This window comes from Plantibacter sp. M259, assembly GCF_006065115.1.
GTDB classification, from domain to species: domain Bacteria; phylum Actinomycetota; class Actinomycetes; order Actinomycetales; family Microbacteriaceae; genus Plantibacter; species Plantibacter auratus.
On sequence record NZ_CP040750.1, the window covers coordinates 3,361,891 to 3,381,390 of the forward strand.

Genomic DNA, 19,500 nt, shown 5'->3' on the forward strand with positions numbered 1-19,500 from the left:
CAGGTGCACTCGGGCCGGCGGTCCGCCATACTTGCGCGACTGGGTCATCCGTCCCAGTCGAGTCGGCCGCAATGGAGCGGCACGACCCGCAGGCGCCCCGGGAAGGGTTGCGATGCCGAGGATCTCCGTTGTCGACCGACGAGCCGAGCTGATCAGCGCCGCCCTCCGCGTCGTCGCAGCCGAGGGCGTCGCCGCCGCCACGACCAGGGCCATCGTGGCCGAGGCCGGGATGTCGCTCGCCAGCTTCCACTACGCCTTCGCCTCCCGCGACGAGCTCCTCGCCGAACTGGTCGCACACGTCGTCGAGCATGAACGCGTCGTCCTCGACGTCGGCGAGCTGGTGACGGACGAGGAGGCTACTCAGGAGCTTCCGCCGACCCTCGAGGCCGTCGTCCGTGCCGGCCTCGAACGCTACGTCGACCTCCTCCGCGCCGATCCGGCTCGGGAGGCGGCGATGCAGGAGCTCAGCGCCTACGCGATGCGGACGCCGGGCCTCGGGCACCTCGCGCTCGAGCAGTACCGACGGTACGAGGAGCTCGCGCGTGAGGCGCTCGCGCTCGCGGCCACGGTCAGCGGCAGCACCTGGACGCAGCCCGTCGACGAGATCGCGCGGACCGTCATCGCCTTCACCGACGGCCTGACACTCCGCTGGCTGGTGCGACGCGATGACGCCGAAGCCCGGCGACTCGTCGGGACGGTGGCGCGCCTCGTCGCAACCCTCGCCGAACCGGGGCCGAGATGAGCGGCCTCGGCACCGCGGCAGTCGACCACCCGGCCGACCGACGGGTCACCGGGCGCTGGGTCGCCGCCTTCGCGGTCGCCTGGCTGGGTGTCTGGATGGCCCAGCTCGCCCCGCTGCAGCTCCTCCTGCCCGCGCAGATCGACGCGACGCTCGCTCCCGAACACTGGGTGGACAGCGTCGTCGCCTTCGGTGTCGTCGCCGGGGCCGCCGGGCTCTGCTCCATCGTCGTGTATCCGCTGACCGGCGCCCTGTCCGACCGCACACGGTCGCGGTTCGGGAGACGCCGCCCGTGGATCGCAGGTGGAGCGCTCGTCTTCGCCCTGGGGCTCGTCCTCCTCGGACTGCAGACCGGCATCGGCGGCATCGGCGTCTGTTGGTGCCTCGCCATCATCGGCTTCTGCATCCTGGGAGCGGCGCTCACCGCGACCATCTCCGATCAGGTGCCCGTCGGGCAGCGCGGCTTCGTCTCGGGGTGGATCTCCGCTCCGCAGGCCGTCGGGGTCATCCTCGGCATCGCCCTCCTGCTCCTGCTCGGCACCCAGATGGTCGTGGGGTACCTGGCACTCGCCGTCCTCCTGATCGTGCTCGTCGTGCCGTTCCTGCGGCTACCCGATCCACTCCCGACGGGTGAGCGCCCCTCGCCACTCACCGTGCACGCGCTCCTGGAGAGCCTCTGGATCTCACCGCGACGGCACCCTGACTTCGCCTGGACCATGCTCAGCCGCGTCCTCGTGAACCTCGGCAACGCCTTCAGCACCTCGCTGCTGTTCTACTTCCTGCTCTTCGGGCTGGGGGATGCCAACGCCGAGACCGACCTGCTGCTGGTCACGGTCGTCTACACGGTGTTCGTCGTCGGGTCCTCGATCCTGCTCGGCCGACTGTCCGACCGCATCGGACGACGACGCGTCTTCGTCGTCGCGGCCTCAGCCTCACAGGCGCTCGCCGCACTCCTGCTCGCGATCTGGCCCTCGCTGCCGATGGGGTTCGTCTCGGCGGCACTGATCGGGCTCGGCTACGGCTGTTTCATGTCGGTCGACCAGGCGCTCGCGACACAGGTCCTGCCGGACCCGGCGTCGCACGGCAAGGACCTCGGCATCATGAACATCGCCCAGGCGGTGCCGCAGGCGGTCGCTCCGCTCATCGGCGCGTGCCTCGTCGCCTGGCTCGGCGGATTCGCCGGCCTGTACCTCGTCTCCGCGGCCTGCGCCGTCGCAGGGGCGGTCGCTGTCACCCGAGTACGAGGAGTGCGCTGATGAGCATCGAACTGACCGCCGGCGGCCGGGTGTCCGAACCGATGCCCTGGCTCGACCCGAGGCGGTACTGGGGCGGTATCGAACGGGCCGTCTCGGACGTCGACTCGCCCGTCGCCGTCCTGCATCTCGGAGCCCTCCGCCACAACACGCACGACATGCTCCGACGGGCCGCGGGGAAACCGATCCGCGTCGCCAGCAAGTCCATCCGCGTCCGAGCGGTGATCGACGCGCTCCTCAGACAACCCGGGTACGCCGGCGTGCTGGCCTACTCCCTGTCCGAGGCGCTCTGGTTGTCCGAGACGGTGGACGACATCGTGGTCGGTTACCCGACGGCGGAGCGGGGCGCCATCGCGCGGCTGGCAGCCGACGAACGGGCGGCCTCGCGGATCACCCTGATGATCGACTCCCTGGAGCACCTCGACCTCGTCGACGCGGTGACACCTCCGGAGCGACGTGCACGCATCCGCGTGTGCATCGAGCTCGACGCCTCGTTCCGCGCGCCCGCCCTCGGCCACGTCGGTGTCCGCCGCTCGCCCCTGCGCACGCCGGACGAGGTCCGGGCTCTCGCGGAGGCGGTCGTCGCCCGACCCGGTTTCAGCCTGGTCGGGATCATGGCCTACGAAGCGCAGATCGCCGGGCAGGGGGACGACCTCGCGGGCCGACCGGCGTGGTCGGCTGCGCTCCGCGCGATCCAGCGACACTCGTGGGCCGAACTCCGGGAACGTCGTGCCGCCGTGGTCGCGGAGGTCCGAGCGGTCGCGGAGCTGGAGTTCGTCAACGGCGGCGGGACGGGATCCCTGGAACTCACCGCGTCCGACGACTCGGTGACCGAGATCGCCGCGGGGAGCGGCGTCTTCGGCGGACACCTCTTCGACCACTACCGGGCGTTCACCCCGGCACCGGCAGCGGCGTTCGGTCTGTCGGTCGTCCGGAAGCCGTCGCCGGAGCTCGCGACGATTCTCGGCGGCGGATGGGTCGCCTCCGGTCCGCCAGGGCTCGACCGCCTCCCACTCATCGCGTGGCCGGAGGGCCTCGAGATGCTCCCGCGGGAGATGGCCGGCGAGGTGCAGACGCCGGTCTCCGGGGCTGCGGCGGCGTCGCTCCGGCTCGGTGACCGCGTCTGGTTGCGGCACACGAAGTCCGGGGAGCTCAGCGAACGGGTGGACGCTTTCCACGTGGTCGGGGACGACGGGGTGGAAGCCGTCCTACCGACGTACCGGGGCGAAGGACAGGGGTTCGTCTGATGGGCAGGACGACAGCGTGGACGAACTGGGCGCGGACCGAGCGGGCGTGGCCCGTGCGGGTCGAGCGGCCCGACTCGGTCGGCGCGGTGCAGCGCCTCGTGCGTGCCGCAGCGGGGGCGGGCCTCCCGATCAAGGCGGTCGGAGCCGGACACAGCTTTACCGGGATCGCCGTGGCGCCCGGTGTGCTGCTCGAACTCGACGCCCTGAGCGGTCTGGTCCGGGTCGATCGGGAACGCAGCCGCGTGACTCTCCGCGCCGGCACGCGCCTCCATGACATCCCGCGCCTCCTCGAACCGTTCGGTCTCGCCATGCCGAACCTCGGTGACATCGACCGGCAGTCCGTGGCCGGCGCGATCTCCACCGGCACGCACGGGACCGGGGCGGCGTTCGGCGGCATCGCGACGCAGGTCGTCGGGGTGACGATGGTGACGGCGGACGGCGAGCTGCTGACGTCGGACGCCGAGCAGGAACCAGGACTCCTCCCGGCACTGGCGCTCGGGCTCGGCGCGCTCGGGATCCTCGTCGAGGTCACGCTGCAGTGCGTCCCGGCGTTCGTGCTGCACGCGGTGGAACGGCCGGAGCCGCTCGACGAGCTGCTGCCCGCGCTGCTCGACCGGGCCGCCGCCGTCGACCACTTCGAGTTCTACTGGTTCCCGCACACCGCGACCGCCCTCACCAAGACGAACCACCGGCTGCCGGGTGACGCGCCCACCAGGCCACTCCGCCCGGTCGCGAAGTGGGTCGACGACACACTCCTCGCCAACGGGGTCTACCGGGTCCTCTGCAACACGGGCGTCGTCGCGCCGGCCATCGTCCCGCGCGTGAACCGGCTCGCGGACCGCCTCGTCGGCGACCGTGAGTTCACCGATCGGTCGACGCGGGTGTTCACCACCAGTCGCACGGTGCGGTTCGTGGAGATGGAGTACGCGGTGCCGCTCGAGCACCTCCCGACCGCGTTCGCCCGGATCCGCGCGCTCATCGAGGAGCGGGGGTGGCGGATCTCCTTCCCGATCGAGGTCCGGGTCGCAGCGGCCGACGAGCTGTGGCTCTCCACTGCATCAGGACGAGCGACCGGATACGTCGCCGTACACCGCTTCTTCCGCGAGGACCCGGGGGAGTACTTCCGCGCCGTCGAGGCGATCATGATCGAGTTGGGCGGTCGGCCCCACTGGGGCAAACTGCATGGCCGTGACGCATCGTCCCTGCGTTGCGCCTATCCTCGCTTCGACGAGTTCGTCCGCCTCCGCGACCGACTCGACCCCGGCCGCCTGTTTGGGAACCGGTACCTCGCCCGCGTCCTCGGCGAGTGACGGCCCGCCGGGTGTCCGGTGCGTCCGCGCTGCACGCCTGCTGCGTGCTTCCTCCGAACTCCCCAAGGGCACCGGCGGGTCGCAGGTAGAATGAGCAGACCCGCTCTCCATCGACTCACAAGGAGCCCATCCTCATGGAATGGCTGATCCCAGTCCTCATCGTCGTCGCCCTGGTCATCATCGTCGGCATCTACTTCTGGGTGACGTACAACTCGCTCGTGACGCTGAACGTGCGGGTCGAGGAAGCATGGAGCGACATCACCGTCCAGCTGAAGCGACGCGCCGATCTCATCCCGAACCTCATCGAGGCGGTCAAGGGGTACGCGGCGCACGAGAAGGCCGTGTTCGAGAACGTGACGAAGGCTCGTGCCGAGACGCTCACCGCACAGGGGCCGGCGGCCGTGAGCGAGGCCGAGACCCACATGCAGCAGGCGCTGAAGAGCATCTTCGCCGTCGCGGAGGCCTACCCGCAGCTCCAGGCGAGCCAGAACTTCCTCCAGCTCCAGTCCGAGATCGTCGACACCGAGGACAAGATCCAGGCCTCGCGCCGGTTCTACAACGGTGGTGTCCGGGAGCTGAACACCAAGGTCAAGGTGTTCCCGAACAATCTGTTCGCCAAGGGCCTCGGGTTCTCGGAGCACGACTTCTTCGAGGTCACCGACAACGCGGCGATCGCCGAACCGCCGCGCGTCCAGTTCTGACGTGCGGTAGCGCAGTCCCATGTACCGCGCCATCGCCAGGAACAAGCTCAACACGGCCCTGATCTTCGTCGTCTTCCTCGTCATCATCGGCGGGCTCGGTTGGCTCGCGGGGTATCTCTACCAGAACCTGACGATCACGATCGTGGTGCTCGTCGTGGCCGTCGTGTACGCGGTGATCCAGTACTTCTTCGCCGGGCGGCAGGCCATCGCGATGACCGGAGCGCAGCGCGTCGAGCTGGCCGACAACCCGAGGCTGTACCGCATCGTCGAGAACCTCGCGATCACGACCGGGACGCCGATGCCCGAGGTGTACCTCATCGCCGACCCGGCGCCCAACGCCTTCGCGACGGGTCGCGACCCCCAGCATGCGATGGTGGCCGCGACGACCGGGCTCCTCGAGATCCTCAACGACGCCGAGCTGGAGGGGTCATGGCCCACGAACTCGGTCACGTCCGCAACTACGACATCCGCGTGTCCATGATCGTCTTCGGGCTCGTCGTCGCGATCGGGTTCCTCTCCGACATGCTCCTCCGGATGACGATCTGGGGTGGCGGCAACCGGAACAACAACAACGGCGGCAACCCCGTCATGCTGATCATCGGCATCGTGGCGATGCTCGTGGCACCGCTCCTCGCGACGCTCGTCCAGCTGTCCATCTCACGGCAGCGTGAGTACCTCGCCGACGCGACGGGCGCCCTCACGACCCGTCACCCGGAAGCGCTCGCGAGCGCGCTGGGGAAGCTCGCCGCCTACGGTCGACCGATGGCGAAGCAGAACTCGTCCATGGCGCACCTCTGGATCTCCGACCCGTTGAAGCCCGGCGCGGTCGCACGCTTGTTCAGCACCCACCCGCCGCTCGTCGAACGGATCAAGCGCCTGAGCACCATCGGCGGCGGCTTCTAAGCGAGAGTGCCCCTGTCCTGAACACACGAATGGGGCGGCACCCGGAGGTGCCGCCCCATTCGGCGTTCAGGCGAGAACCGTTATTCGGTCTGCTCGTCGGAGTCGAACGTCACCGTGACCTTGTCGTCGGCGTCGATCGTGATCTTGCCGGGGAAGTTCAGGTACGTGTCCCACACCTGCTGACCCGCCACGGCGCTGCCGTACCAGGAGGCGTCGAACGAGCCGTCGATCCGGCCGTCCGAGGTGTAGAAGTACGAACCGCTCTCATCGACCTCGACGGTCGGGGGAGAGGTGAGCGTCCAGGTCACCGGGCCGACACTCGTGAACTGCTTCTGCTGCCAGTCAGGCATGACGCCACAGGTGGTGTCGAGCGTGGTGGCGTCGAGGCACTTCTCGATCATCGCTACGACCTGCTTCGTGACCTCGGTCGTGAGTGCCTCGGTGGCGGTCACGTCGATGTCGATGAAGGCCGAACCCTCGCCGGCGCTGTACGAGCTCAGCGTGATGGTCTGGGCATCGCCCTGCAGGAACTTGCTCTCCGGCGGAGCGACCGTGTAGATGGCCGGGTAGGCGAACAGGCTCTCGTCGGACGCGCCGTCGAAGTTGACGCCGTTGACGCTGAACGCCGTGCCACCGAGACCGGTGTAGACGTTGATGCTGCCGACGAGGGAGCTGGCGAGCTTCCACTGGTCGAAGAACAGGAACTGCTTGCCTTCGCTCTCGAGCGTGACCGAGTCCTCGTACTTCTTGCCACCGAGCTCGTACGTGACCTGCACGCGTGCCTCGCCGTTGCGGTTGTAGACGCGGCCGACCTCAGGGTTCTTGATGCGCTCGTCGGCGCCCTTCAGGACCTCGTTGGTGAGCAGTGCGGTCGGCTTGACGGCGGCCGGGGCCTCGGCTTCGGCGTCCGCATCCGGGTCGGCCGACGCGGACGGGTCCGGGGTCGCCTCGGGCTCTGCGGACTCCTCGGGCGCTGCCGACTCGTCGTCGGTGCTGCCGACGATCGAGGGGTCCGGTGCGACGAGGCTCGTCGCGAGCTTCGCGTCGCCGGCGGCGATGGCCTTGAGGTATTCCTCGACCTTCGCCTGCGGGCCGAACGCCGTGGTGTTCAGCACGCTGATGGTGATGGCGGCGGCGGCGATGAGCACGAGTGCGCCACCGGCGATCGACGACCACAGGATGATCCGCTTCTTCTGCTTCGGGTCCATCGGCTGCTTCGGAGCGCCGGTCGCGTACGGGTTCTGCGCCGTCGCGTACTGTCCGTTGGGCTGCTGGCCCTGCTGGTACGGGTTCTGCGCGCCCGGCTGCTGACCGGTCTGCTGCTGACCGTAGGGAGTCGGGGGTGCCTGGTTCGGCGTCTGCTGCTGCCCGGACTGGTACGGGTTCTGCTGACCCTGCTGACCCTGCTGGTACGAGTTCGGGGTCTGCTGCTGTCCGGACTGGTACGGGTTCGGCGTCTGCTGCTGGCCGGACTGGTACGGGTTGGGCTGCTGCTGACCCTGCTGGTACGAGGGCTGCTGGTCGCCCTGGGACGGCTGGTTCTGCTGCTCGCCCGGGTTCGGTCGGCCTGGTTGCTGTGGTGTGGTGTCGTCGTTGCTCATGGGCGGGTTCCCCTCGTTTCGGACCATGAAGGTGCTCATCAACTTAGCAGTCGGTGTGCATCCCCTGAGAGTGATTGCGCCTCTTGAGCATGGGGAGTAGTACCCATTTCCAGCGTGGGCGAGCCGGGGAGGAGCCGGGTGCCGACCGCATGCGCGAGGGGCGCCGCCAGCGTCCCGCGGTCGACGACGACCACCGCATCGAGTCCCTGCCAGTGGGCCGTCTGTCCGAGGAGCTCCGCCAGGCGTCCCGCGATCGCGTCGTCGGCGACGGGGTGAAGCCCTCTGGCGACGGCATCCTGGTGTCCACGCTCGAACCAGGCGGATTGGACTCGCAGGACCCCGGCCTGGCGGTCGCTCTTCAGATCGACGCGCGCGACGATCTCGCCGTCGATGAGGACCGGTAACACGTAGTAGCCGTAGACGCGCTTGGCCTCCGGCGTGTAGATCTCGATCCGGTAGTGGAGTCCGAACATGCGGAGGGCGCGTTCGCGGAACCAGACGACGGGGTCGAACGGGCTGAGCAGCGCGGCCCCCTCGATCCGTCGCGGCCGTCGGGCGTCGCGGTGCAGCCATGCCTCCTGCGGCCCACCGCGTCGGTCCCAGCCGGCCACGGTCACGGGTTCGAGGACACCCTCGTCCACGAGGTCATCGACCGCTCGGCGGACGGCGGTCTGCGGCTTGATCCGGAAGTAGTCGGCCAGGTCGGCGACGGTCGCGACGCCCTGCGCTGCCGCGGCCTGCTCGACGAGCGCACGGATCGCGTCGGGCCGGGCGACGTCGAGGTCGAGGAGGTGCTGCGGCAGCACGTGCTCGGCCAGCGCGTACCGGCGTTCGAACCGGTCGCGACCGGCCGTGACCACCTCGCCGTAGAGGAACAGGACCTCCAACGCCCGTTTCACATCGGACCATCCCCACCACGGTCCGCGTCGGACGTTCGCATCGTGCTCGATCTCGCTCGCCTTCAGCGGCCCCTCGACGCGCAGGAGCGCTCGGACCCAGTCCAACATCTCCGTGTTCTGGCTCGCCCAGGTGGTCTCGTCGCCGGCATGTTTCGCGCGGTGCGCGTCCATCCGCCACCGGAACAGCGGCCACGAGTCGCGGGGGATGAAGGCGGCCTCATGCGCCCAGTACTCGAGGTACGGTGCGTCGGCCCCGAGGGTCAGTCGATCGAGCAGTGTCTTGTCGTACCCGCCGAGCCTTGCGAACACCGGCAGGTAGTGACTGCGCTCGAACACGTTGACGGAGTCGATCTGCAGGAGACCCAGGCGATCGATCGTCGAGCGCAGGGTGCGGGTACCCGCCGGAGTCGTGCGCTGCGGGGCGCCGAGCCCTTGCGCACCGAGCGCGATCCGTCGGGCGAGGGCGGGAGAGAGGGAAGCGGACACGGCCCGACGCTAGCACCGGCGTCGGACACCCGCCGTGCACCGGCGGAAGCGCCGCCGCCCGACCGGCGTCCGCATGCGCTCACCGGCATGTGCCAGCCATACACTTGAGCAATGGCGGACGACACTCCGAAGACCTGGTGGGGACGCTTCCTTCCCGAAGCGGCCTCGCCCGTGCGCGAACCGGACCTGAGCGGGTCGAGCACCGTCCCGCGCGGCATGCGCGTGGCCGCAGCGTGGTCCTGGCGGATCCTGCTGGTGGCCGCGGTCGTCGCGCTGCTCGTCTTCCTCGTCGTGCAGCTCCGCCTCATCGTGATCCCGCTGCTCATCGCCGTCCTCGTCTCCGCGCTCCTGAAGCCCGTCGTCGACGTCCTGGTGCGTCACCGCTGGCCGAAGGGTCTCGCCATCGCGCTCGCGATGGTCGGCACGCTCTCCGTGGTGAGCGGACTGATCTTCCTCGCCATCTCGCAGATCACCTCGCAGTTCGCCTCCGTGCAGGCCCGCACCATGACCGCCTACGGCGACTTCAAGGCCTTCCTGCTCGCCAGCCCGTTGCACGTGACGGAGGCACAGCTCAACGACTTCATCGCCCAGGCGTTCGACTCGCTCCAGCAGGACAGCCAGGTCCTGCTTTCGGGCGCCCTGTCGATCGGTTCGACGCTCGGCCATGTGGCGACGGGCGTCTTCCTGACGCTCTTCTGTCTGCTGTTCATGCTCATCGACGGTCGGACGATCTGGCGTTGGACGGTGCGCGTCTTCCCGCAGCGGGCACGCCCGGCCGTCGACAGCGCCGGCCGTGCAGGCTGGCGGACGCTCGGCAACTACGTCCGCACGCAGATCCTCGTGGCCTCGATCGACGCGGTCGGTATCGGACTCGGTGCGTTCTTCCTCGGCGTCCCACTCGCGATCCCGGTCGCCGTGCTCGTCTTCCTCGGCTCGTTCGTGCCGATCGTCGGCGCCGTGGTGACCGGCGCCGTGGCCGTCTTCCTCGCGCTCGTCTACAACGGTCCCGTCATCGCGCTGCTCATGCTCGGCGTCGTGCTCCTCGTCCAACAGCTCGAAGGCCACGTCCTGCAGCCGCTCATCATGGGCACGGCCGTCAAGGTCCACCCGCTCGCCGTCGTCCTCGCCGTCGCAGGAGGCACGCTCGTCGCCGGCATCCCCGGCGCCCTGTTCGCGGTGCCCGTGGTGGCCGTGATCAACGTGATGGTCCACACCATCGCCAGCGGCACCTGGCGGACCGGCGGCAGTGCTCCGCCTGTGCCGGACGCCGACGGCGCCATCTGGCAGACCGTCCCGACCCCCAGGCGAATCCGTCCGGGCTCCCGCTCGTCCCACGAGCCGCAGGATCGCCCAGGCGATCAGGAGCCCCAGCACCCCAGCGAAGACCTCCGAGAGACCTCGTCCCCAGAAAGTCCAGGACCCCGCACACCATGACCGATACAACGACCACCACCCCGTGTTCCCCGGCCCGTCGCTCGCCGCGTTCGAGCAGGCCAGGGACACCCTCGTCGGCACCGTCCAGCGCACACCGATGGAGAGCTCCCGCTACCTCGCCGACGTCCTCGGTGTGCCCGTGCACCTCAAGTGCGAGAACCTGCAGCGCACCGGCTCCTACAAGATCCGCGGCGCGTACAACCGCATGTCCAGCCTGACCCCTGAGGAGCGCGCGCGCGGCGTCGTCGCCGCCTCAGCGGGCAACCACGCGCAGGGCGTCGCCTTCGCCGCCCGTGAGCTCGGCATCACCGCGACCATCTTCATGCCCGTCGGCGTCCCGCTCCCGAAGCTCGCCGCCACGCGCGACTACGGTGCGCACGTCATCCTGCGCGGCCACACGGTGGCGGAACCGCTGATCGCCGCCGCCGAGTTCGCCGCGGAGACCGGCGCCATCCTCATCCCGCCGTTCGACCACCCGGACGTCATCACCGGGCAGGGCACGCTCGGGCTCGAGATCCTCGAGGAGGTCCCCGACGTCGAGACCGTCATCGTGCCGATCGGCGGCGGCGGGCTCATCTCGGGTGTCGCGGGGGTCATGAAGCAGCGCGCAGCCCTCGAAGGACGCACCATCCGCGTGATCGGCGTCCAGGCAGCGAACGCGGCAGCGTACCCCGCGTCGCTGGAGGCCGGAACCCCGACGACCATCACCGTGCAGCCGACCATCGCCGACGGCATCGCCGTGGCCCGTCCCGGTGAGCTCAACTTCGAGATGATCAGCGCCCTCGTCGACGAGGTCGTCACCGTCAGCGAGGACGACCTCGCCCGGGCGATCGTGGTCCTCCTGGAGCGCGCCAAGCTCGTCGTCGAGCCTGCCGGTGCCGCCGGTGTCGCAGCGATCCTGGCCGGGAAGATCGAGCCGACCGGCACGACGGTCACCATCCTCTCCGGCGGCAACATCGACCCGCTCCTGCTGCAGCGGGTTGTCAGCCACGGCCTCGCGGCGTCGGACCGCTACCTGACGCTGCGCATCCCGCTGCCCGACCGACCCGGGCAGCTCGCACGCACGGCGGAGCTCGTCGCGCAGGCCAATGCGAACGTCATCGAGGTGCTGCACACCCGACACGGCCACGGTCTGCAGATCAGCGACGTCGAACTCGAGCTCAGCATCGAGACGCGCGGGCCCGACCACCGCGACCTCGTCGTGCAGACGCTCCGCGAAGCGGGGTACGACCCGCAGATCGTCGACGACTGATCCGACTGACGGAACACAGCAGGGCCCCGCCGTGTCGGCGGGGCCCTGCGTGCGTCTGGTCGGTCGCGAGGGCGCGACCTGCCGGATCAGGAACCGGTGTAGGTCTCCACCGCGCTGATCGACACGGTGATCTCCTTGCCGTTCGGCGCCTCGTAGGTGGTCTTCTCGCCGATCTTCAGACCGAGGATGGCGGCCCCGAGCGGGCTGCCCTCGCTGTAGACGTCGAGGTCGGTGTTGCCGGCGATCTCGCGGCTGCCGAGGAGGAACCGCTCCTCGCCGCCCGCGACGACGGCCGTGATGACGGTGCCGGACTCCACGACACCGCTGGACTGCGGTGCCTCGCTCACCTTGGCGTCACGCAGCATCTGCGTGAGTGTCCGGATGCGGGCCTCCTGCTTGCCCTGCTCGTCCTTCGCGGCGTGGTAGCCGCCGTTCTCCTTGAGGTCGCCCTCTTCGCGAGCCGCTTCGATGCGCTTGGCGATCTCCTCGCGGCCCGTCGTGCTGAGGTGCTCGAGTTCCGCCTGCAGCCGGTCGAAGGCCTGCTGGGTGAGGAACGTCTCCTGGATCTGCTCGGACACGATGGAACTCCTTTGCATGGTGGGTCCGCACACGACGGACGAAACGCCCGTCATATGCCAGACGCCCCGGCGGAATGCCGGGGCGTATGAAGTACTGCCTTCGAGTATCGCACGATCGGCGCGGGAGTGCGGTGCACGCGCCGACGCCGTCGCGGGTCAGGAGCGGTGCTCGACCACCCAACAGGTGTCGACGACGCCGGTGTTGCTGAGCTCCGTGGTGCGGACGCTCTCCGTGAAGGTGCGGGTGCGCTGCTCGGACGGCGGCAGCTCGACGACCTTCCATCCGACGACCGCGAACTGCTCGTTGAGCGCCTGGACCGAGCAGGCCATGGGGGTGTCCTGCGGACCGGTGACCTCGAAGGACACGCTGACCATCGTGTCGTCGACGATCTCGTGCGCCGTGTTGCGCGACTCGATGCTCGGCCGACTGCCGTCGAGACCGGCCCACACGACCCAGGCGACGAAGACGACGGCGAACGCTGCGGCGGCCAGCCAGATCAGGCGGCGGTCGCGGGCACGGTTGCCAGGGGTGCGTCCGTATCGCGCCGCGATGGCGTCCTGAGGGCCGGCATCCTGCAGGGGAGAGGTCACGTCACGGGCTCCGGTTCGAACGGTTAAGCTGGACCAGGAGTGCGAGACGCCTCGAGGTCGACACCTCAAGCGTATTGCCTCTTCCTGGATGCGGAGTCCCGACCGCGTCGTCACGTCACGAGTCGCGAAGCGGTCCCCTCGCGCAGACCAGCCGGAAGGCGGAGCACCATGACCATGAGACTGCTCGCCGTGCACGCGCACCCCGATGACGAGTCGAGCAAGGGGGCGGCGACGCTCGCACACTACCGGAGCCTCGGCGCCGAGGTCATGGTCGTCAGCTGCACGGGTGGCGAACGCGGCGACCTCCAGAACCCCGGGCTCGCCGACGTCGCGATGATCGAGCGCGACCTCCCCGGCTACCGTCGCCTCGAGATGGCCGCGGCGCAGGAGATCCTCGACATCCAGCACCGGTGGCTCGGCTATCAGGACAGCGGGATGGCCCGCGACGACGGTACGGTCCCACCCGCGAGCTTCGCCGACATCCCCCTCGAGGTCTCGACCGGTGTGCTCGTGCGCATCGTCCGCTCCTTCCGGCCGCAGGTCATCATCACCTACGACGAGAACGGGGGCTACCCGCACCCCGACCACATCCGGTGCCACGAAGTGAGCGTCGCCGCGTTCGAAGCGGCGGCAGATCCCACGCGCTATCCCGAAGCGGGCGAGCCCTGGCGGGTCGACAAGCTGTACTACGACCGCTCGTTCAGCCCCGCCCGGCTCGAGGCCGTGTACGCCTACCTGCTGGAGCACCACCCCGACGACCCGGCGGTCGAGCGACTGGCCGAGATGCGCGAGTGGATGGCCGGCCGGCCCGATCTCGCGACGACGCACGTGCGCGTCGGCGACTTCTTCGAGGCTCGCGACGCCGCGCTCCGGGCGCACGGCAGCCAGGTGCCGCCAGACTCGCCGTTCTTCTTCTGGCCCAACGACGTCCTCCGTGCCGCATGGCCGTTCGAGGACTACCAACTGGTCACGTCGCACGTCGCGTCGACCACCCCAGAGTCGGAGCTGTTCGACGGCATCGACACCAGCGAAGGAACCGCATGATGCACCACCTGTTCACCGAGGTCCTGTTGGCGGTCACGCCGTCGCCGTCGCCGTCGCCGGCGTTCGACGAGAACCAGGTGACACCGGGACCGTGGGGCTTCATGATCACCTTCGCCATCGCCGGCGTCGTCGTGTTCCTCGTCATCGACATGGTGCGTCGCGTGCGCCGGGTCAACTACCGCGCTGAGATCGACGAGCGGCTCCAGGCCGAGGTCGCCGAGCGGGCAGCCGCGGACCGCGCGGGGAGCGATACCGGCAAGGCGTCCCCTGCGGGCGTCGAGGACGACCCTCGCCCGCCGTCGGACCACTCCGCCCGCTGACAGCGCCACCGCGACGTCTCGCCGCTCGGCGGGCCGCGGGTCGTCAGCGGTTGTAGACCGGGTCGATCGCGATCAGCAGGATCCCGGTCCAGTGGCAGAGGAACGCGAGCACCGTGCACAGGTGGAAGAGCTCGTGGAACCCGAACCGCCCCGGCCAGGGGTTCGGTCGCTTCATGGCGTACATGACCGCGCCGACCGTGTAGAACAGACCACCGGCGGCGACGAGCACCATCGTGGCGAAGTTGCCGCGGGCGATGTCGCCGAGGTAGGCGACCGCACCCCACCCGAGTGCGAGGTAGAGCGGGACGTAGAGCCACCGCGGGGCGTTGATCCAGAACACGCGGAAACCGATGCCGAGGAGCGCGCCGCCCCAGACGAGCACGAGCAGGAGGTTGCCCTGCGCCGGTGGCAGCGCGAGCACGGCGAGCGGCGTGTAGGTGCCGGCGATCAACAGGAAGATGTTGGCGTGGTCGATCCGCTTGAGGAGGAGCTTGACCGAGGGGCGCCAGGAGAACCGGTGGTACAGCGCCGAGTTCCCGAAGAGCAGCATCGACGTGAGTACGAACACCGTCGAACTCCACTTCGCGGCCGCACCCTGTGCGAGCACGACGAGGACGATTCCCGCGACGATCGAGATGGGGAAGATCCCGGCGTGCAGCCATCCGCGCCAGGTCGGTTTGACCTCCTCCGGTGCGGCGGCATCGTCGGCGGCGACCTCGAGCAACGGCAGCTTCGGCAGCTCGGGATCTCCACTCGTCATGGCTCCAGGATACGGGGTGGCGCGGAACGCGTACTGGGAGCGATGCAGGAAACTGCACTAGCGTTGCAGGGTGATGACGAGGCATTCCGCACCGGTGGACGGCTTCCTGTACGGCGTCTATGCACGGCGCCTCCGGAAGGCGCTCACACCGCAGACGCTGCCGCACCATGTCGCGATGATCATCGACGGCAACCGGCGGTGGGCCAAGCAGCTCGGGTACGACACCGCGGCGCACGGCCACCGGGCCGGTGCGGCGAAGATGCGCGAGTTCCTGACCTGGTGCGACGACCTCGGCATCGGCGTCGTCACCCTGTACCTGCTGTCGAGCGACAACCTGGTGAACCGCGCACCGGACGAGCTGGACGACCTCGTCGACATCATCGCCGACCTCGCCGAGGGGCTGTCGCACTACCGTGACTGGCGCGTGAAGCACGTCGGTTCGAGCGACGGTCTCCCGGAGTCGCTGCGCACGGCGTTGACGAGTGCCGAGGAGCGCACGGCCGACCGTGCCGGCATGCACATCAACCTCGCGGTCGGCTACGGCGGTCGCACCGAGATCGTGGACGCGATGCGTGCGATCGTCGCCAAGCACCACCTCGAGGGTCGGAGCCTGGAAGACCTCGCAGCGCTGCTCACCCCCGATCTCATCGGCGAGCACCTCTACACGGGAGGCCAGCCCGATCCCGACCTCGTCATCCGCACCAGCGGCGAACAGCGGATGAGCGACTTCATGCTCTGGCAGAGCGCCCACAGCGAGTTCTACTTCGTCGAAGCGCTCGGGCCCGACCTCCGCGAGGTCGACTTCCTCCGCGCCCTCCGCGACTTCTCCAGGCGGCAGCGGCGGTTCGGCGGATGAGCCGGTCCACGCCCGCCTCGGAGCCGGACGAGCCGGAGACGGCGTCCCGGTTGGAGACGTTCCAAGCGGGATTCGGTGAGGTCGACGGCTATCTCAACTACGGCAGTGTCGGTCCGTTGGCCGCGTCCGTCGTCCTCGAGGCCGCCCGCTGGAACGACGTGCTCGCGAGTGCGACCCCCGGCACGCTCGGCGCGGTCGACGGGCAGGACGAACGGATGCGGACCGCCGTCGGGACGCTCACCGGGTTCCGAGCCGACCAGGTCGTCGCCCAGCCCAACACCTCGCAGGGCCTCATGCACGCGATGTTCGGCCTGAGCGGCACGGTCCTGCTCTCCCGCCTGGAATACCCCACGCTGCCGCTCGCCGCGGAGCGGGCCGCCGAGCACCGGCACTTGCTCACGCCGAGATGGCTCGAGACGCGACGCGGACACGTCACGGCCGAGAGCGTGCGCGAGCAGCTGGACGACACCATCACCGCCGTGGCCGTGAGCCTCGTCGACTACCGCACCGGATACGTCTGCGACCTCGAAGCCGTCCGCGAGGCGATCGGCGACCGCCTCCTGATCGTCGACGCCATCCAGGGCTTCGGTGTGGTCGACGCCCCCTACGCCGTCGCCGACGTGGTCGCCTCGGGCGGGCAGAAGTGGATGCGGGCAGGCTGGGGCACCGGATTCCTCGCCCTGAGCGACCGCGCCGTCGAGCGACTCGAGCCGGTCTTCTCCGGCGTGACCGGCACCGACGAGCCCTGGCCGTTCAGCGCGACCCCGGCACCGAGCCGATCGGCGCGCGCATACTCGATCACCAGGCCCGACCCGCTCGCGGCGGCCCGGTTCGCGGCGTCCTTGGAGGACACGGTCGCCGTCGGCACCGCGACGGTCCACGCCGCGATCGCCGAGCTCACGGCCGAGGTGATCGAGCTCGCGGACGAGTTCGGCGTCGCGGTGGTCTCCTCGCGAGACGAGCGTGAACGCGCGGGCATCGTCGTCCTGGAGCCGGAGGAGTCCGTCCTCGGCACGCTGTGGACCTCGCTCGAGAACCACGGCGTCACCGCGACGATCCGCGCCGGGGCCGTGCGGCTCAGCGTGCACGCCGGTACCAGCCGGCAGACGCTGGATCAGCTGCGCGGTGCGCTGCTCTCGTTCGCGACGGCCGCGAGCTACTGAGCCGCCGTCCGACCACCGGCGGGCCAGGAGACGGCCCCCATCTGTTCACCTCCCCGTAACAGGACACGGGGCGTGTCGTCGCATCGATGTCGGTGGCCGGACGTACGTTCATCTCATCGGGCATGGAGCCCGGTCGAGACGGCCACACAAGTTCGGCTCGAAACCCTGCAGGCGGCCGTTTCGCACAGTGATCCGAGCATCAGATGCTCGGGTGGGAGTGGTTGTGGCCTCGCGAGAAATCCAGAACACGTCAGCCGGGACCGAGACGCGGGACGCGTCGACGAGACCGAGCCGACGACCTGCCGACCACACGGCGAGCGGGGGAGATCAGGCGCAGGCCGAGATCACCTACGTGCTCGACACCTCCGTGCTGCTGTCGGACCCCAAGGCGCTCTTCCGGTTCGCGGAGCACGCCGTCGTCATCCCGGTCGTCGTCATCAGCGAGCTCGAGGGCAAGCGCAACGACCCCGAGATCGGCTACTTCGCACGTCAGGCACTCCGCATCCTCGACGAGCTCCGCATCGAGCACGAACGCCTCGACTTCCCGATCCCCGTCGGTGACGGCGGATCCCTGCGGGTCGAACTCAACCACTCGAGCATGGCCTCGCTGCCGTCCGGTCTCCAGCTCGGCGACAACGACTCGCGCATCCTCGCGGTCGCGCTGAACCTGGCGAACGACGGCCTGACGGTCACGGTCGTGTCCAAGGACCTGCCGCTGCGCGTCAAAGCGGCCTCCATCGGTCTGCAGGCGGAGGAGTACCGGGCGGAACTCGCGGTCGACTCCGGCTGGACGGGCATGTCCGAGATCACCCTCGGCTCCGAGGACATGAGCACGCTGTGGGAGCGCGAGGAGGGGACGACGCCGATCATCGAGGACCTGCCGATCAACACGGGCCTCGTGATCCACTCCGACCGGGGATCCGCACTCGGACGGGTCACGGGCAAGCGCAGCTACAAGCTCGTCCGCGGCGACCGTGACGTCTTCGGTCTGCATGGACGCTCGGCCGAGCAGCGGCTCGCGATCGACCTCCTGCTCGACCCCGAGATCGGGATCCTCTCGCTGGGAGGTCGAGCAGGGACGGGGAAGTCCGCGCTCGCCCTCTGCGCGGGTCTGGAGGCCGTCCTCGAGCGACAGGCGCACAAGAAGATCATGGTGTTCCGCCCTCTCTACGCGGTCGGTGGCCAGGAGCTCGGGTACCTGCCCGGTGACCAGGGCGAGAAGATGAACCCCTGGGGACAGGCGATCTTCGACACGCTCGGCGCGGTCGTCTCGCAGAACGTGCTCGACGAGGTGGTGGAGCGGGGCATCCTCGAGGTGCTCCCGCTGACGCACATCCGCGGCCGGTCGCTCCACGACGCCTTCGTGATCGTCGACGAGGCCCAGTCGCTCGAGCGCAACGTCCTCCTCACGGTCCTCAGCCGGATCGGGCAGAACTCGCGGGTCGTCCTCACGCACGACGTCGCGCAGCGCGACAACCTGCGCGTCGGCCGACACGACGGCGTCGCCTCGGTGATCGAGACGCTCAAGGGGCACCCGCTGTTCGCGCACGTCACCCTGACGCGCTCGGAGCGCTCGGCCATCGCGGCACTCGTGACCGAGATGCTCGAAGGGAACGAGCTGGCCTAGCGGCCGTCGGCGGAGCGGGCTCGCAAGGCTCGCTCCGCCGGCTCCGGCCACCTGTGGAGAACGCCGAAGGCCGGCACGAGGATCCTCCTATCCTGACGGGATGCCCCCGCGACCGACCTCCACCGGCAGGCGGCTCCGCCCGCGTGTCGCCACCGCGGCGACGGCCGGCTCGACGCTGCTGCTCGTGGCCGTCACCGTTGCCCGACTCGGCCTCGAGCCGCGTCCGGTCGTCATCGTGCTCGGATGGCTCGCGTGCATCACGCCGCCGCTCGTGCGCATCGACGTCGCGGAGCGGCGGCTCCCGAACCGTCTCGTGCTGCCGGCGCTCGCCATCGCGGTGCCGGTCACGACCATCGATGCCGCAGTGCGTCAGGTGGCCCCGCTCGAACCGCTCCTGATGGGGTTCGCGGTCGGCGCCGTCCTGTACGTGTGCGCCCTCTTCGGCGGGCTGGGTATGGGGGACGTGAAGCTCGGCACGCTGCTCGGCCTCGCGGTCGGCTGTTTCGGGATGTCCGCGGTGCTGCTCTTCGCGGTGGTGTCGGTCTCCTCTGCCGGCCTCGCGGGTGTGGTCGTCGTGCTCCTCGCACGCTCACGTGGGGGCTCCGCCGGTTGGCGCACGCGCATCCCGTTCGGCCCGTTCCTGCTCCTCGGCTGCTGGATCGCGGTCGCCGCTTCGGCGTGACCGCACGGACGGAGACGGCCCCGGAACCGCGAGGGTTCCGGGGCCGTCCGGTCG

General features: G+C 69.6%; 18 protein-coding genes and 1 pseudogene. 14 read left to right on the forward strand and 5 right to left on the reverse strand.

The annotated features are described in order from the left end of the window. The first annotated feature begins 112 nt into the window (after positions 1-112). The 6 genes and pseudogenes from FGL15_RS15760 (at position 113) to FGL15_RS15785 (ending at position 6,153) form a co-directional block, all read left to right on the forward strand. A complete protein-coding gene (locus FGL15_RS15760) occupies positions 113-742 on the forward strand; it encodes a TetR/AcrR family transcriptional regulator (protein WP_138946675.1) in 630 nt (209 codons plus the stop codon). After that, a complete protein-coding gene (locus FGL15_RS15765; protein ID WP_138946676.1) occupies positions 739-1,995 on the forward strand; it encodes an MFS transporter in 1,257 nt (418 codons plus the stop codon). The genes FGL15_RS15760 and FGL15_RS15765 overlap by 4 nt, the downstream gene beginning before the upstream one ends. Continuing rightward, the gene (locus FGL15_RS15770) at positions 1,995-3,239 is read left to right on the forward strand and encodes an alanine racemase (protein ID WP_138946677.1); all 1,245 of its coding nucleotides are present in this window, start codon (positions 1,995-1,997) and stop codon (positions 3,237-3,239) included. The genes FGL15_RS15765 and FGL15_RS15770 overlap by 1 nt, the downstream gene beginning before the upstream one ends. Next, the gene (locus tag FGL15_RS15775) at positions 3,239-4,549 is read left to right on the forward strand and encodes a D-arabinono-1,4-lactone oxidase (RefSeq protein WP_138946678.1); all 1,311 of its coding nucleotides are present in this window, start codon (positions 3,239-3,241) and stop codon (positions 4,547-4,549) included. Before FGL15_RS15770 ends, FGL15_RS15775 begins: the two co-directional genes overlap by 1 nt. A gap of 134 nt (positions 4,550-4,683) precedes the next feature. Continuing rightward, a complete protein-coding gene (locus tag FGL15_RS15780; protein ID WP_138946679.1) occupies positions 4,684-5,250 on the forward strand; it encodes a LemA family protein in 567 nt (188 codons plus the stop codon). Between the two features lie 19 nt (positions 5,251-5,269). After that, positions 5,270-6,153: pseudogene (locus FGL15_RS15785) on the forward strand (M48 family metalloprotease). A gap of 80 nt (positions 6,154-6,233) precedes the next feature. Here the strand turns inward: FGL15_RS15785 and FGL15_RS15790 are convergent. Continuing rightward, positions 6,234-7,754, reverse strand: coding sequence for a hypothetical protein (locus tag FGL15_RS15790; RefSeq protein ID WP_138946680.1), 1,521 nt, complete (start codon positions 7,752-7,754; stop codon positions 6,234-6,236). A gap of 38 nt (positions 7,755-7,792) precedes the next feature. Continuing rightward, positions 7,793-9,139, reverse strand: a complete 1,347-nt coding sequence (locus FGL15_RS15795; RefSeq protein ID WP_138946681.1) for a winged helix-turn-helix domain-containing protein — start codon at positions 9,137-9,139, stop codon at positions 7,793-7,795. 111 nt (positions 9,140-9,250) lie between these two features. Between FGL15_RS15795 and FGL15_RS15800 the strand changes: the two genes are divergently transcribed. Continuing rightward, a complete protein-coding gene (locus tag FGL15_RS15800; RefSeq protein WP_138946682.1) occupies positions 9,251-10,573 on the forward strand; it encodes an AI-2E family transporter in 1,323 nt (440 codons plus the stop codon). 22 nt (positions 10,574-10,595) lie between these two features. Beyond that, entirely contained in the window at positions 10,596-11,825 is a 1,230-nt protein-coding gene (ilvA, locus tag FGL15_RS15805; protein ID WP_240773570.1) for a threonine ammonia-lyase, read from the forward strand. 86 nt (positions 11,826-11,911) lie between these two features. Here the strand turns inward: ilvA and greA are convergent, their stop codons facing one another. Next, positions 11,912-12,403, reverse strand: a complete 492-nt coding sequence (gene greA / locus FGL15_RS15810) for a transcription elongation factor GreA (protein WP_229938696.1) — start codon at positions 12,401-12,403, stop codon at positions 11,912-11,914. A 156-nt stretch (positions 12,404-12,559) separates the two neighbouring features. Further along, complete coding sequence (locus tag FGL15_RS20405) at positions 12,560-12,994, reverse strand: DUF4307 domain-containing protein (RefSeq protein ID WP_167620448.1); 435 nt, start codon at positions 12,992-12,994, stop codon at positions 12,560-12,562. Positions 12,995-13,162: 168 nt separating this feature from the next. Between FGL15_RS20405 and mca the strand changes: the two genes are divergently transcribed. Beyond that, on the forward strand, positions 13,163-14,038 hold the full coding sequence (mca, locus tag FGL15_RS15820) for a mycothiol conjugate amidase Mca (protein WP_138946684.1): 876 nt from the start codon (positions 13,163-13,165) through the stop codon (positions 14,036-14,038). Continuing rightward, positions 14,035-14,358: a hypothetical protein gene (locus tag FGL15_RS15825; RefSeq protein ID WP_205858635.1), complete on the forward strand. Its 324-nt coding sequence runs from the start codon at positions 14,035-14,037 to the stop codon at positions 14,356-14,358. Before mca ends, FGL15_RS15825 begins: the two co-directional genes overlap by 4 nt. A gap of 43 nt (positions 14,359-14,401) precedes the next feature. Here the strand turns inward: FGL15_RS15825 and FGL15_RS15830 are convergent, their stop codons facing one another. Beyond that, positions 14,402-15,118 (reverse strand): hemolysin III family protein, encoded by a 717-nt coding sequence (locus FGL15_RS15830; protein ID WP_079705497.1) that lies wholly within the window; start codon positions 15,116-15,118, stop codon positions 14,402-14,404. Positions 15,119-15,191: 73 nt separating this feature from the next. Here FGL15_RS15830 and FGL15_RS15835 point away from each other — a divergent pair, with 73 nt between their 5' ends. The 4 genes from FGL15_RS15835 (at position 15,192) to FGL15_RS15850 (ending at position 19,446) form a co-directional block, all read left to right on the forward strand. Beyond that, positions 15,192-15,974, forward strand: coding sequence for an isoprenyl transferase (locus FGL15_RS15835; protein WP_064296447.1), 783 nt, complete (start codon positions 15,192-15,194; stop codon positions 15,972-15,974). After that, positions 15,971-17,137: an aminotransferase class V-fold PLP-dependent enzyme gene (locus tag FGL15_RS15840; protein ID WP_138946685.1), complete on the forward strand. Its 1,167-nt coding sequence runs from the start codon at positions 15,971-15,973 to the stop codon at positions 17,135-17,137. The genes FGL15_RS15835 and FGL15_RS15840 overlap by 4 nt, the downstream gene beginning before the upstream one ends. A 343-nt stretch (positions 17,138-17,480) precedes the next feature. Continuing rightward, positions 17,481-18,764 carry a PhoH family protein gene (locus FGL15_RS15845; protein ID WP_370282231.1) on the forward strand — a complete coding sequence of 428 codons (1,284 nt, stop codon included), beginning with the start codon at positions 17,481-17,483 and terminating at the stop codon, positions 18,762-18,764. A 100-nt stretch (positions 18,765-18,864) separates the two neighbouring features. Then, positions 18,865-19,446: an A24 family peptidase gene (locus tag FGL15_RS15850; protein ID WP_138946686.1), complete on the forward strand. Its 582-nt coding sequence runs from the start codon at positions 18,865-18,867 to the stop codon at positions 19,444-19,446. The last annotated feature ends 54 nt before the right edge of the window (positions 19,447-19,500 follow it).

What these genes read in the sequence shown, in the direction of transcription:
- FGL15_RS15760 (WP_138946675.1), top strand. Translation starts at nt 113, where the DNA reads ATGCCGAGGATCTCCGTTGTCGACCGACGAGCCGAGCTGATCAGCGCC.
- FGL15_RS15765 (WP_138946676.1), top strand. Translation starts at nt 739, where the DNA reads ATGAGCGGCCTCGGCACCGCGGCAGTCGACCACCCGGCCGACCGACGG.
- FGL15_RS15770 (WP_138946677.1), top strand. Translation starts at nt 1,995, where the DNA reads ATGAGCATCGAACTGACCGCCGGCGGCCGGGTGTCCGAACCGATGCCC.
- FGL15_RS15775 (WP_138946678.1), top strand. Translation starts at nt 3,239, where the DNA reads ATGGGCAGGACGACAGCGTGGACGAACTGGGCGCGGACCGAGCGGGCG.
- FGL15_RS15780 (WP_138946679.1), top strand. Translation starts at nt 4,684, where the DNA reads ATGGAATGGCTGATCCCAGTCCTCATCGTCGTCGCCCTGGTCATCATC.
- FGL15_RS15790 (WP_138946680.1), bottom strand. Translation starts at nt 7,754, where the DNA reads ATGAGCAACGACGACACCACACCACAGCAACCAGGCCGACCGAACCCG.
- FGL15_RS15800 (WP_138946682.1), top strand. Translation starts at nt 9,251, where the DNA reads ATGGCGGACGACACTCCGAAGACCTGGTGGGGACGCTTCCTTCCCGAA.
- mca (WP_138946684.1), top strand. Translation starts at nt 13,163, where the DNA reads ATGACCATGAGACTGCTCGCCGTGCACGCGCACCCCGATGACGAGTCG.
- FGL15_RS15825 (WP_205858635.1), top strand. Translation starts at nt 14,035, where the DNA reads ATGATGCACCACCTGTTCACCGAGGTCCTGTTGGCGGTCACGCCGTCG.
- FGL15_RS15830 (WP_079705497.1), bottom strand. Translation starts at nt 15,118, where the DNA reads ATGACGAGTGGAGATCCCGAGCTGCCGAAGCTGCCGTTGCTCGAGGTC.
- FGL15_RS15835 (WP_064296447.1), top strand. Translation starts at nt 15,192, where the DNA reads ATGACGAGGCATTCCGCACCGGTGGACGGCTTCCTGTACGGCGTCTAT.
- FGL15_RS15840 (WP_138946685.1), top strand. Translation starts at nt 15,971, where the DNA reads ATGAGCCGGTCCACGCCCGCCTCGGAGCCGGACGAGCCGGAGACGGCG.
- FGL15_RS15850 (WP_138946686.1), top strand. Translation starts at nt 18,865, where the DNA reads ATGCCCCCGCGACCGACCTCCACCGGCAGGCGGCTCCGCCCGCGTGTC.